12 protein-coding genes and 2 tRNA genes are annotated in these 12,581 nt (G+C 63.2%); 7 read left to right on the forward strand and 7 right to left on the reverse strand.

The features are described from left to right. Window positions 1-119 precede the first annotated feature (119 nt). Window positions 120-1,385, reverse strand: coding sequence for a tRNA (N(6)-L-threonylcarbamoyladenosine(37)-C(2))-methylthiotransferase MtaB (gene mtaB / locus GL300_RS04805; protein ID WP_155038397.1), 1,266 nt, complete (start codon window positions 1,383-1,385; stop codon window positions 120-122). Beyond that, on the reverse strand, window positions 1,382-2,209 hold the full coding sequence (gene dapF / locus GL300_RS04810; protein WP_155038398.1) for a diaminopimelate epimerase: 828 nt from the start codon (window positions 2,207-2,209) through the stop codon (window positions 1,382-1,384). The genes mtaB and dapF overlap by 4 nt, the downstream gene beginning before the upstream one ends. A 98-nt stretch (window positions 2,210-2,307) precedes the next feature. On the opposite strand from dapF, the gene GL300_RS04815 reads away from it, so the two are divergent. Then, window positions 2,308-2,383: transfer RNA gene (locus tag GL300_RS04815), tRNA-Lys, on the forward strand. A gap of 199 nt (window positions 2,384-2,582) precedes the next feature. Continuing rightward, window positions 2,583-2,658: transfer RNA gene (locus GL300_RS04820), tRNA-Lys, on the forward strand. Window positions 2,659-2,725: 67 nt separating this feature from the next. Here GL300_RS04820 and GL300_RS04825 read toward each other — a convergent pair. Both GL300_RS04825 and GL300_RS04830 read right to left on the reverse strand, forming a co-directional pair. After that, a complete protein-coding gene (locus GL300_RS04825; protein ID WP_155038399.1) occupies window positions 2,726-3,778 on the reverse strand; it encodes a glycosyltransferase family 61 protein in 1,053 nt (350 codons plus the stop codon). Window positions 3,779-3,809: 31 nt separating this feature from the next. Further along, window positions 3,810-4,124 carry an antibiotic biosynthesis monooxygenase gene (locus GL300_RS04830; protein WP_155038400.1) on the reverse strand — a complete coding sequence of 105 codons (315 nt, stop codon included), beginning with the start codon at window positions 4,122-4,124 and terminating at the stop codon, window positions 3,810-3,812. A 179-nt stretch (window positions 4,125-4,303) separates the two neighbouring features. On the opposite strand from GL300_RS04830, the gene GL300_RS04835 reads away from it, so the two are divergent. From GL300_RS04835 to GL300_RS04855, 5 genes are all read left to right on the forward strand, one after another. Further along, on the forward strand, window positions 4,304-4,882 hold the full coding sequence (locus tag GL300_RS04835) for a DUF1269 domain-containing protein (RefSeq protein WP_155038401.1): 579 nt from the start codon (window positions 4,304-4,306) through the stop codon (window positions 4,880-4,882). Window positions 4,883-4,946: 64 nt separating this feature from the next. Then, window positions 4,947-5,699: a monofunctional biosynthetic peptidoglycan transglycosylase gene (mtgA, locus tag GL300_RS04840; RefSeq protein ID WP_246195074.1), complete on the forward strand. Its 753-nt coding sequence runs from the start codon at window positions 4,947-4,949 to the stop codon at window positions 5,697-5,699. 78 nt (window positions 5,700-5,777) lie between these two features. Further along, window positions 5,778-6,467 (forward strand): FtsZ-binding protein FzlA, encoded by a 690-nt coding sequence (gene fzlA / locus GL300_RS04845; RefSeq protein ID WP_155038402.1) that lies wholly within the window; start codon window positions 5,778-5,780, stop codon window positions 6,465-6,467. After that, window positions 6,448-7,491: a tRNA epoxyqueuosine(34) reductase QueG gene (queG, locus tag GL300_RS04850; RefSeq protein ID WP_155038403.1), complete on the forward strand. Its 1,044-nt coding sequence runs from the start codon at window positions 6,448-6,450 to the stop codon at window positions 7,489-7,491. Before fzlA ends, queG begins: the two co-directional genes overlap by 20 nt. After that, the gene (locus GL300_RS04855) at window positions 7,488-8,438 is read left to right on the forward strand and encodes a DMT family transporter (protein WP_155038404.1); all 951 of its coding nucleotides are present in this window, start codon (window positions 7,488-7,490) and stop codon (window positions 8,436-8,438) included. The genes queG and GL300_RS04855 overlap by 4 nt, the downstream gene beginning before the upstream one ends. On the opposite strand, the gene GL300_RS04860 is transcribed toward GL300_RS04855, so the two are convergent. The 3 genes from GL300_RS04860 to GL300_RS04870 are packed head-to-tail and all read right to left on the reverse strand — an operon-like array spanning window position 8,439 to window position 12,510. Further along, window positions 8,439-9,830, reverse strand: a complete 1,392-nt coding sequence (locus tag GL300_RS04860) for a hypothetical protein (protein WP_155038405.1) — start codon at window positions 9,828-9,830, stop codon at window positions 8,439-8,441. A gap of 2 nt (window positions 9,831-9,832) precedes the next feature. Continuing rightward, complete coding sequence (locus GL300_RS04865) at window positions 9,833-11,536, reverse strand: DUF5927 domain-containing protein (protein ID WP_225612069.1); 1,704 nt, start codon at window positions 11,534-11,536, stop codon at window positions 9,833-9,835. Between the two features lie 5 nt (window positions 11,537-11,541). Beyond that, the gene (locus GL300_RS04870; RefSeq protein ID WP_155038406.1) at window positions 11,542-12,510 is read right to left on the reverse strand and encodes a glycosyltransferase family 2 protein; all 969 of its coding nucleotides are present in this window, start codon (window positions 12,508-12,510) and stop codon (window positions 11,542-11,544) included. Between the last annotated feature and the right edge of the window lie 71 nt (window positions 12,511-12,581).

Genomic DNA, 12,581 nt, shown 5'->3' on the forward strand with positions numbered 1-12,581 from the left:
GCCATGCTGCCATGCAGCAAGAAATTGTTCACCTACCTGTCGAAATGGATGGGTGTGGCGCAATTTCGCGTGGCATATCGGCCATTCGCGGCCGGGGACATGCGCCCCGGCAGCAGGATTCAGGCGATCAGCCGTTGCCCGTCATGGCCGATGATCGCGACTTCGATCAGCGAGCCTTCGGGCATGTCGCGGTCAAAAGAGACTTCGGTGAAATGCTCGGTCCGGGCCAGACGCGGGCCTTCGGTCAGGACCAGACGGGTCTGTCCGATCTGCGCCTGCAAGTGGCTGGACAATGCCGCATCACCCTTGGCGCGCAGACGGGCCGCACGATCCTTGATCGCGGGACCGGCGACACGCGGCATCCGCGCGGCGGGCGTGCCCTTGCGCGCGGAATAGGGAAAGACATGCAGGAAGGTCAGGCCGCAATCATCGACCAGCCTCAGGCTGTTTTCGAACATGTCCTCGGTTTCGGTCGGGAAACCGGCAATGATATCAGCACCAAAGACGATGCCGGGACGCAGCTTGCGCGCATCCTCGCAGAAGCGGATGGCGTCGTCGCGCAGGTGGCGGCGCTTCATCCGCTTCAGGATCATGTCATCGCCCGCCTGCAAGGACAGATGCAGATGCGGCATCAAGCGGGGTTCGCTAGCGATGGCCAGCATCAGGTTTTCATCGGCCTCGATCGAATCGATCGAGCTGATGCGCAGGCGCGGCAGATCGGGAACCAGCCGCAGAATGCGCATGACCAGATCGCCCAGTTTCGGCTGGCCCGGCAGGTCGGCACCCCATGAGGTCAGGTCGACCCCGGTCAGCACGACTTCGTTGAAGCCGCGATCGCGCAGGCGCTTGATCTGATCGACGACGACGCCCGCCGGAACCGAGCGCGAATTGCCGCGGCCGTAAGGGATGATGCAGAAGGTACAGCGATGGTCGCAGCCGTTCTGGACCTGCACATAGGCCCGATGGCGGCCGAAACCGTCGATCAGATGGCCCGCGGTTTCCTTGATCGACATGATGTCATCGACCTGCACCTTTTCGGTCTGGCCGATCAGGTCGGGGGCCTGAATGCCCGCCCAAGTCGCGGGCTGCATCTTTTCATGGTTGCCGATCACGCGCGAGACTTCGGGCATGGCCGCAAAGGTCTCGGGCTCGGTCTGGGCAGCGCAGCCGGTGACAATCACCGGCGCGCCGGGATTTTCGCGCGACAGGCGGCGGATTTCCTGCCGGGCCTTGCGGACGGCCTCGGCGGTGACGGCGCAGGTGTTCACGATCACCGCGCCTTTCAGCCCCGCCGCATCGGCCATTTCGCGCATGGCCTCGGTCTCATAGGCGTTCAGCCGACAGCCAAGTGTCGCAAAGACCGGAGTGTTCGCCTGATCCTTCATCCGCGCCACACCCCGTCAAAGACATGCGCGGTCGGGCCGGTCATCCAGACCCCGTCCTCGCGCCAGTCGATTTCCAGCACGCCGCCGGGCACGTTCACCTTGACCCGGCGACCCGTCAGCCCGCGCCGTGCCGCGGCGACAACTGCCGCGCAGGAACACGACCCCGAGGCCCAGGTGATCCCGGTCCCGCGTTCCCAGATGCGCAGGATGATCTCATCCTTCGAGACGACCTGCACGATTTCCACATTGGTGCGCTGCGGATAAAGCGGGTGATTCTCGTGGATGGGGCCGAAATGCTCCAGATGGATGGCGGAGACGTCGGGGACAAAGAAGGTCATGTGCGGGTTGCCCATGCCGGTCGCGACCGGATCGCCGTCGATCGGCAGATGCAGCGTGTCGATATCCTGCGCCAAGGGGATGCGGTCCCAGTCCAGCACCGGCGGCCCCATGTTCACCCGGGTCAGGCCGTTTCCGGCATCCTCGGCCATCAGGACCGCATGATCGGTGGCCAGACGCAGCGTTTTCGCGCCTGATTCGTTCAGCAAATGACGCGCGATGCAGCGCGTGGCATTGCCGCAGGCGGCCGAAATCGAGCCATCAGCATTATAGAAGACCAGCCGCGCATCGACCTGATCCGAGGGCAGGATGACGGCCAATTGGTCGAATCCGACGCCGAAATGCCGGTCGGCCATGGCCGCGATCACGGCACTGCCCGGCCCACCGCCGGTCTTGCGACCGTCGATGACCACGAAATCATTGCCAAGCCCATGCATCTTCATGAAGGGCCAGGGCGCGTGCCTGTCCAGGTTTTGCTGCTGTTCCATGATCGCTCACATACGCTGGCCCGAATGTTTTTTCCAGAGGTCGTGATTTTCCGCTTGACCACAACAGTCGCCGCCCCTAGTTAGCCGCCCTGTGCAGTGGGCCCGTAGCTCAGTTGGTAGAGCAACTGACTTTTAATCAGTGGGTCACAGGTTCGAATCCTGTCGGGCTCACCACTTTTTCCCTTGAAATCAAATCAATGGACAGCGTGGCGAGAATTTGCCCCACGCGACATCTCGCACAATTCCAACTTATATTTTCCGTTCCACCGGGCATTTTGAACAATTTGCGGCCATTCGCATTTTTCCTGTTCATCCGGGCATTTCGTGGGTTGACCCCGTCCGCCACCACCCCTAGTTAGCCGCCAAGTGCAGTGGGCCCGTAGCTCAGTTGGTAGAGCAACTGACTTTTAATCAGTGGGTCACAGGTTCGAATCCTGTCGGGCTCACCACTTTTTCCAGAATATCGCCAGATACCGGAAAGAGTGGTCGCAACCACGCACATACTTTCCAGACATGTCAGTCAAACAGGTCCAGCGTCGCCGCAAGGTCGCGCCAGTTCAGCGTGAAGACCGTGTCATTCCCCTCGGCCACCAGCAGGCCGAAACGCTGATCAAGCCGATCGGTCAAGCCCTTCAGCGTCGCCGCCACCCGATCAGGCGGCTGGATCGGCAGAATCGCGGCGTTTTGGGGGGCGGCGATGATGCCATGGACCAGTTGGCTGCCCTCGACCCCGACAATGGCACGCGCCGCGCTGCAGGCCTCGATCAGCTCATCCGCCGTTGCGGCAAGCGGGTCGATCACCAGAAAGCCACGCTCGGCCGCCAGCCTTTCGGCCAGTTCGCGTTCATTGCGCAGCAACCGCAGATCACCCGCCGTCCCGCGCAGCAGGAACACGCCCGGCACTGGTTTGGGATCGCGCCCAGCCAGCAGCTTTTCGCGCATCTGCTGCTGCCTGCGGCGCTTGTCGGCATTGTTCGACATGTCACCGAACAGGATCAGCTCATCGAAATGCACGTCGCCCGCAATCCGCTGAGGCGCGATTCCCATGATCTGCTCATAGCGCGCGGCATGACTGCCCGGCTTGGGCTGAGCCGCCGTGGTCATCGCCATGTGCCGGCGCGAGGCCAGAAGCCAGGCCGCCGGACCCTCCATCAGCCAGCTTCCGAACCAGCGATTCGTGGTCCATGTCTCATAAAGCGCGCCGCTGACCGCCTGTTGCGGGCGCAGGGCCAACCCGTAGCGACGCTGGCGATTGCGCAGATGCAGCTCGGCCCCGTCGCCGTAAAGCACGCCGTCGATCAGATCGACATTGCGGAAACGCCAGCCCGTGGTCGCGCCCTCGCGCATCTCACCGTCGCGGGTCAGGGCACTGACCGTCTCGGCCAGATTGGCGAAAACGCTGGCGCGCACCCGCTCAAGCTGGCCGGGCAGATGCAGCGCCGGGCGCACGCGACGGATATCCGAGGGAGCCTCGGTCCAGCTTTCCACCGCACCGGCCATGAAGTCCGGCTCGGGTCGGCCAAGCAGCCTGCGGAACCGGGCGTTGTAGGGGCGAAGAGGGTTCGGCATCGGCCTGTCGCTTTGTCCCGTCCTGCGCGGCTCAGACGCTTTCGCGCACGGGCCGTTCGACCATGACGGGCTGGTAGAAGCGCTTGCTGCGCGGCCCGTCGGAAAGCGGCGCGATCAGTTCGACGCACCTGCGGTAATGTTCGGTGGCGCGGTGGGCTTCCAGCGCGGCCTCGTCCTGAAAGACTTCGTAGATGGAAAAGCTGTTCTCATCCTCGGGATCGCAGAGCACGTCGAAACGGATATTGCCGGGTTCGCGCAGCGACCCTTCCCAGTTCAGCCGGAACGCATCCAGAAAGGCCTGCCTTTTCCCCGGAAGGACTTGGATATGGACAAGCTGGACAAGCATCCGGGTACCCCGCCGCGCTGTTGACTGTCTTACTGCTTTGCATTTGGCATCAAGCGGGTGGCGGGTGACAACCCCGATTTACAGCCAAGTCGATCTTTCATGCGATGCGTCGGGAACGCGGTGCCGGGATGGGACGTTCTGGGCTGGGACGCGCCCTCCAAATCGAAAGGATTTCCCGCATGTCCGACCTGCTTGTCATTGCCTTCGACGATGAAACCACCGGCTTCGATCTGCGCAGCGAACTGGTGAAGATGCAAAAGGAATACCTGATCCAGCTTGAGGATGCCGTGGTCGTGACCCGGCCCACCGCCGATAACGTGCAACTGCATCAGGCCGTGAACCTGACCGCCGCGGGCGCGCTTGGCGGCGGGTTCTGGGGCACGCTGGTCGGGCTGATCCTGCTGAACCCGCTGATCGGGGCGGCGGTCGGCGCGGCCTCGGGCGCAATCGCGGGGAAATTCACCGATATCGGCATCAATGACGACTTCATGCGCGATCTGGGCAAGTCGATTCCGCCGGGCGGCTCGGCGGTGTTCATCCTTGTGCGCAAGATGACCGCGGACAAGGTGCTGGCGCGGCTTGAGGCCTTCAACAAGCGTGGCCGGGTCATGCAGACCTCGCTCTCGGAAGAGACCGAGGAGAAGCTGCGCGAGGCCTTTGCCGGTGGCAAGCTGGGCAGCGCCTTGGGCGCCCCCGAGGCCGATCCGCCGGCAGTCCCGAAAGTCCCCGCCGACACCACGGCAGCACCCGAAAGCTAACCCGGCCCTGCGCGACATTCGCAAAAGCTTGACGCAAACGGCATTGGCGTGACAGGACGCGCCAATGCCCCGCAAGAACAGCCCCATGGAATCCGAGGCTATCGCCTCGCCGCTACCGCCCCGAACGGGTCGGCGCTGGCAGCCGATGCGCCGCGCGGCGTTGTGGACTTGGGGCTGGGCGCGCTGGTTGGGACTGCGGCTGCTGGCGCTGATGTTCGTGCTGGTCTTCATCTTTTCGTTCATCAACCCGCCGACCAGCTGGACGATCATTGCGGGCATGCGCGAACATACGGGCACGCCGCATGAATGGACGGCGCTGGACGATATCTCGCCCGCGATGGTGCGCGCGGTGGTCGCGGCCGAAGATGCCAATTTCTGCACCCACTGGGGCTTCGACATGAGCGAGATCCGCAAGGTCGTTGCTTCGGGTTCCAGTCGCGGGGCCTCGACCATCTCGCAGCAGACGGCCAAGAACGTCTTTCTGTGGCAGGGCCGCAGCTGGCCCCGCAAGGTGCTGGAAACGCTGTATACCCCGATGATCGAGGTGCTGTGGTCCAAGCGCCGCATCGTCGAGGTTTATCTGAACCTTGCCGAATTTGGTCCCGGCGTCTTCGGCGTCCATGCCGCCGCCGCGCATTACTTCAAGACCACGCCCGACAAGCTGACGGGACGGCAGGCGGCGGGTCTGGCATCGATCCTGCCTGCTCCGAAATCGCGCAAGCCGCAGGGCGGCACGGCCCGCGCGCGGGCAATTGCCGATGGCGCCGCCACCATCCGCGCGGATGGGCGCGATTCCTGCCTGCTGCTTGATCGCTGACCCCATCGCGGTTGAAACCTCGATAGGCGAAGCGTATCAGGAAGATAGTCCGCGAACGACCTCCGGTGTTTTCCCTCTATGAATACTTCCTCGCCCAACTCCACGATCAGGCTGTATCACATCGCCCTGTCGCCCTATTGCCGCAAGGTGCGTCTGGTCCTGGCCGAAAAACGCATCGAGGTCGAACTGGTCGAGGACCGCTTCTGGGAACCCGGCTCCGAGATCCTGCGCCGCAACCCGGCGGGCAAGCTGCCGGTGCTGCGCATGGACGGTCGCCTGCTGGCCGAAAGTCAGGCCATTTGCGAATATCTGGATGAGCGCTATCCCAGCCCGGCCCTGATGCCCGCCTCGGCCATCGACCGCTACGAGGTGCGCCGCCTGTGCTCGTGGTTCGACGACAAGTTCGCCAATGAATGCACCCGACCGGTCATGAACGAACGCGTGTGGAAAAAGGTCATGCGCCTGGGCTACCCGGATTCGCGCACGGTCAAGGCGGGGCTGTCCTCGATCCGCTACCACATGGATTACATGAAATCCCTGCTGGAGCATCGCCGCTGGCTGGCGGGCGACGTGATGACGCTGGCCGATTTCGCCGCCGCCGCGCATCTGTCCTGTCTGGATTACATCTCGGACGTGGACTGGACCCATTCCTCGGAAGTGCAGGAATGGTACGCCAAGATCAAATCGCGCCCGGCTTTCCGCAGCCTTCTGGCCGATCACCTGCCGGGGGTTCACCCGGCGCCGCATTATGCGCTCCTGGATTTCTGATCCCGTCGAAATTCGTTCCGCGCTTGAGGAACAGTCACGGGCCGAGGGTTTCTCGGCCCTTGGCATTTGCGCGCCTGACGCCAACCCGCATCTGCCCGAAAGGCTGGCCGAGTTTCTGGCCAAGGAACGCCACGGCCAGATGGAATGGATGGCCGAGCGCACCCATTGGCGCGCCGCCCCCGACGTTCTGTGGCCCGAGGCGCGTTCGGTCATCATGCTGGCCGAGCTTTACACGCCCGAACATGACCCGTCCGAGATCATCCAGCATCCCGACCGTGGTGCGGTCAGCGTCTATGCGCAGGGCAAGGATTACCACGATCTGGTCAAGAAGCGCCTGAAGCGCCTTGGCGGCTGGCTCGTCCAGAAGACCGGTTGTCAGATCAAGGTCTTTGTCGACACCGCCCCGGTGATGGAAAAACCCTTGGCGCAGGCGGCAGGGCTGGGTTGGCAGGGCAAGCACACGAACCTGTTGTCGCGCGATCTGGGCAGCTGGTTCTTTCTGGGCGCGATCTTCACCACGCTGGACCTGCCCAAGGACGCGCCTGAACGGGAACGCTGCGGGTCTTGCCGGTCCTGCCTTGATGCCTGCCCGACCGGGGCCTTCCCCGCGCCCTATCAGCTGGATGCGCGGCGCTGCATTTCCTACCTGACCATCGAACATAAAGGCCCGGTCGATCCCGAATTGCGGCCCATGCTGGGCAATCGCATCTATGGCTGCGACGATTGCCTTGCCGCCTGCCCATGGAACAAGTTCGCCCAAGCCGCGACCGAGCTGCGCTATCACGGCCCGCATGGCGGTCCGGCGCTGGCCGAGCTGGTGGTGCTGGACGATGCCGCCTTCCGCGAGCGCTTCTCGGGCAGTCCGATCAAGCGGATCGGGCGCGACCGGATGGTCAGGAACGTGCTTTACGCAATCGGCAATTCGGGGCTTGCACATCTGCGCCCGCTGGCCGAAGCCTTGGCGGATGATCCCGATCCAGCCGTCGCCGATGCGGCGCGATGGGCCTGCCAAAGATTGCCATGATCCACACGATTCATACGCCTCAAAGTCCTTTGCGCGGAATACTTTTGAAATGCATCAGCGTGGTGGTGTTCACCATCATGGCCTCGCTGATCAAGGCGACTTCGGTGGGTGGCTTGGGCGTCCCACCGGGGCAGCAGGTCTTCTTCCGATCGCTTTTCGCGATTCCGGTCATCCTGATCTGGCTGGTCTGGCGGCGAGAGCTGCATGTCGGGCTGAAAACCTTCCGTCCGATGGGGCATTTCTATCGTGGGCTGGTCGGCACCATGGCGATGGGATTGGGCTTCTGGGCGCTTTCCCTGCTGCCCTTCCCCGAAGTCACGGCCCTCGGCTATGCCGCACCCCTGCTGACCGTGATCTTTGCCGCGATGTTTCTGGGCGAGGAGGTGCGGCTGTTTCGCATGAGCATGGTGGTCATGGGCCTGCTGGGCGTGGTCATCGTGTTGTCGCCACGCTTCACCGACACCGCCGAAATGGAGCTGCGTCAAAGCCTTGGCGCGGTGGTTACCCTGACCGGCGCGGCCTGCACGGCGATGGCAATGATCTTTGTGCGCAAGCTGGTGCAAGAGGAACGCACCTCGGCCATCGTCTTCTGGTTCTCGGTCACCTCGACGCTGCTCAGCCTGCTGACGCTGCCTTTCGGCTGGGTCATGCCCAGCCCCGGCACTCTGGCCCTGCTGATCACCATCGGATTGCTGGGCGGGCTGGGGCAGATCCTGCTGACCTCGGCCTATCGCTTTGCCGATGCCTCGCTGGTCGCGCCTTTTGAGTATGCCTCGATGCTGCTGGCGCTGCTGATCGGCTGGTTCGTCTTTGACGAGGCCCCCACCGTCGTCATGCTGATCGGCGCGGCGCTGGTGATCAGCGCCGGTATCCTGATCATCTGGCGCGAGCACCAACTGGGGCTGGAGCGCAACCGCCAGCGCAAGGCGATGACGCCGCAGGGCTGATCAGGGCTGACCCGCAAAGCCAAAGGCGATGTAGTCGCGCAGATAGGCTTTCTTCGCCGCTGCGCGCAGGGGCTGGTCCTTGAGGAAGGCCGGGAATTTCTCGTCCTTCAGCCCGTCAGGCGCGGACGCACCGACGCTGTGCGCCAGAAAGCCCAGATCGCGATCCAGATCGGCTTCGCGCAGGACCATGTCGGGCGCGCCAAAACGCGCGAAACCGGCCAGAATCTCGGACTGGCTCGCCCATTGCGGATAGGTCTGCAGTGAGGTCTGGCCGTTCAGATTGCGGCGCAGGAAGTCCAGAAACGCCTCGAACAGCTCGGCCTTGCGGCCCTCGTCCAGCGTGGCCAGTTCCCCGTCCGCGGGCAGGGCCACGCGATGGGTCTGGCGCATCAGCTCGCGCAGCTCGGCATTCCCGCCCGAGATCAGCGCCGAAAACGCGGCCCATGCCCGGCGCAGCGGATGGCGCAGCACGGTAAAGCTGCGATGCCCGACATGGTCGCGCTTCCAGTGCCGCAGGCTGTTCTGGTTGAAATCGCCGGTGACCGCGCCCAGCCCCTCAAGCCACCCGGTCACCACATCCGAGGGACCGCCCTTGATCGGCATGAAGATCAGCCCCTTGCCCGCATCCGAGGCGACAAAGGACGGGACTGCGGCCCCGCGTCTGGGTTCGAAATTCGGGATCTTACGCAGCATGAACGGATCGAACTTCGCCAAAGCCGCCTGCATCTCGTCGAAATTCGAGACCTTCTCGGCCAGTTCGCGCGGGTTTTGCGGCACCAGATCGCTGGCCGGATCGACCTTTTTCAGATCGGTGCGGCCCAGCCAGTGCAGCAGGCCGGTCATCACTTCGGCGTCGCGCAGATCCTCATAGCCCAGCCAGAAGGCCGACTGGCCCGAGGTCTGCAGCCGGTGCTGCACTTTCAGCTGGAATTCCTCGACCTCGGAGACAGCCTGTGTGAATTCGCCGGTGTCGAAACGGACGGTGGTCTGGATCGGTTTCTCGGTCTCGTTCAGCTTCCATTGGTTGGTGGCACGCGCCAGCCCGGTCGAGATGAAGCTTTCGACCGGGTTTCGGGTCAGCACGATCTTGGCGCAGGCGCGGTCATCCATGATCGCGTCAAAGACGCGCGGGTCGTGGTCGTGGAAATAGCGAAAACCCGGCAGATGGTTCGGCTTGTCAAAGATCGCGGCCAACAGGCGATGCGGGTTTTCATCCCGCTCGGCCATGGTGATGCCCTTCATCTCGGCCTTGTCGGGCCAGCCCATCATATAGGGGTTGAAGGCCTCACCATGACAGGTAACGCGCTTGATCGCGTTCAGCGTCCCCTCAAGCAGGTTTGAGCCCGTCCGCATCTCGGCGAAAATCACAAAGCGCTGAAATGCCTGGGTCATTGTCAGATGTTTTCCTTCTTGGGCATGGTATCGGCGACGGGAAATTCACCCATCAATTGCGGGCGCAGGCCGGCATTGCGCAGCCGTTGCAGGAAGCGGCCCATGCCGGCGATCTCTCGCATCTGCGGCAGGTTCGCGGCTGCTGCGGGCTCTCCGCCAAGGTCGCGCAGGATATTGCGCATGACCCCCGAGGGCCGCGAGCAGAAATCACCCAGATCCCAGACCCGCGTCCGCGCCTTGAGCCAGACCGAATTCAGGATGTCGATCTGCGCCAGCTCAATGCGCTGCAGCTTGGCCGCAACCCGGCGGATATCGTCGAAAGGCATCCCCGAATGCAGCAAGGGCACCGCCCATGCCCCGGTGATGACAAAGATCTGCGCATTGGGGTCGGTGGCCATGAACCAGTTCAGGTCCTGACTGTCGCGCGGGCTGTATTGGACGATCTGTTCGCGCTGCGAGATGCGGATCAGGTTCGCGACAAAGCCGCGCTGGTCCAGATCGCGCAGCGCGGCGCTGTCCGACAACCCCCCCGGCCCGATCGGCATGCGCCCGGCAAATTCGACGCCATGCTTTGACATCACATGGCCATGCACATCGGCATCGATGCGGTCGGCCAGCCATTCCTCGAAATCGGGGAACAGGTCGCTAAACCCCTGCATCACCGCATAGGACCCCGAGGTCTTGCCGTTTTCCGCGTCCTTGCGGGGGAAGCGGCTTTGCATATACAGCCCCGGCCGCCCCAGCTTGCGCCGCGCCACCGCCTGCCCGATCATCCGGTCGACCCGCTCCGGCTGTGGCTCGGCCGCCGAGGCCTCGCCAATTAGCGGGCGCGGGAAATGCGCGAAAAGCCCGGTGGCATTCGGCCAGATCTTGCGCGCGACAAAGCAGCCCGATTCCTCAAGCAACTGCCGGTGGTCGTTGTAGAAGATATAGGGTTTGCCCTGCCCGTCGAACTTGGCCAGCGTCAGCGACCGGCTTTCGATCTGGGTCGAATGCCGCCGCGCCAGAGTCTGGAAATAGCTTTCATCGGGAATCCAGACCCGGCTGAAATAGCGGTCGAATTCGGGCCGCCTGCGGTCCGCCAGAATGGCGTGCAGGGTCGGGCGGGTCAGGCACCACCATTGCGAACCCAGATGCGGCACCAGCCCCTCGGGGATATGGCGGCGGAACTTCCAGCGCCGCTGCAACGCGACATAACGATCGAACAGTTTCCGGTGGCGGCGATAGGCAAAGGGGAAGCGCATGGTGAAGCGCTCTTCGTTCAGCCCGCCGACGGTCCAGCCGACATCCGCCGCCGTCACGCTTTCGATGAAATCCCGCGTCGGATGTCGGGCAAGGAAAGCGCGCAGATCCGCGACCGGGCGCAGCGGCAGGCAGGACCCCGAGACGACCATGACATGGGTGATGTCCTCGAACCGGTCCAGCAGCAGGGCAGCCGCATCCTGCGTCGCCCGCACCAGACTGAAGGCGCCCCATTCGCAGCGGTGGCGGCGCGAATAGACGATGTCCTCATGCCCGGCCAGATCGGCGCGCAGGGTCGCCACCTCATCGGCGGGGGCATTGGCGTCGATATGGATCGCAACCACAGCCCCACCCGCCGCCCAGACCTGTGCCAGCTTGGCCGCACGCGGCAGCTCATTGTGGCACAGCATGACAATGCCCAGCCGGACATGCGCCGCCGATGAGGGCTGCGACGGATCGGACATCGCGTTCACGCCCAGTTCCCCTTCGAGATCAGGCCCAGATTTTCAAGCTGCCGCCAATCCTCGAAGCGGCGCGACTCGTCGCACCAGAAATCCTGACTTTCCTGCAGGCCCGAGTGATAGGCCATATATTCCTGGCTGTCGGAATAATGCTGTCGCCGCTCGAGCTCCTCGGCGGATTTGGTTTCAAAGGTCGACAGGAACTTGGCATGAAGAAGGCAGCCCGAGGCCTTCTCTCCGCCATCTTCGTCATAGACCACATTCAATGAGCGGGGCAGCAGCATGTGGGTCGAACTGACATAGACATAGGATCGTTCCCAGCGCACCAGCGGGATCTTGTTCAGCGCCGGTCCCTGTTCGGGATTGTCGCGGAAAAACGCCCGGCAGCGCGGACCGCCCTGAATCCACAGGTTCCAGTATTCGCCATTCTTGCGGATCGTGTAATTCGCCGGGTCAAACCAGCTGGCGATCTGGAACGGGTCGCCGCCCTCAAGATAGGGCTGCGCGGCGATCTGGCCCTTGGGATACATGTCCAGCAGCATCGCCGAGAAGGATTTCACCGTCGAGGCATCCAGCCAGTCGGTCAGCGCCTTGATCGGGCGGGAATCGTGATGCGGATAGATCAGGAATTCGTCGGGATCAACGGTCAGGCACCAATGGCCCGCGCCATAGCGGTACAAAAGCCAGTTGATCCAGTCGATGCCAAATCGCGATGCCTTGTAGCTGTCATGCGTCGACCAGACCGAGACATCGGGTTCTTCGGCCAGATATTCCAGCCCGCCATCATCCGAGCCGTTATCCACGACCAGAAAATGCTGGATGCCCATTCGCCGGTAATATTCCAGAAAATAAGGCAGCCGGATTTTCTCATTGCGGATCGTCATGAACAGCAGAATGTCGCTGCGACGAATACGCTTGGTGCGATCCGCCACCGGACGCAGGCGACGCCGACGACGGATCGCGCGGACCAGCAGCATTTGCCGCCGGCCGCGGAGTCGTAAATTTCGCCTAAGTTTTTTGAAAAGGCGCAGCACGGGCACTCTTCGCT

The sequence above is a fragment of the Paracoccus litorisediminis genome, from assembly GCF_009711205.1.
Taxonomy (GTDB): Bacteria; Pseudomonadota; Alphaproteobacteria; order Rhodobacterales; family Rhodobacteraceae; genus Paracoccus; species Paracoccus litorisediminis.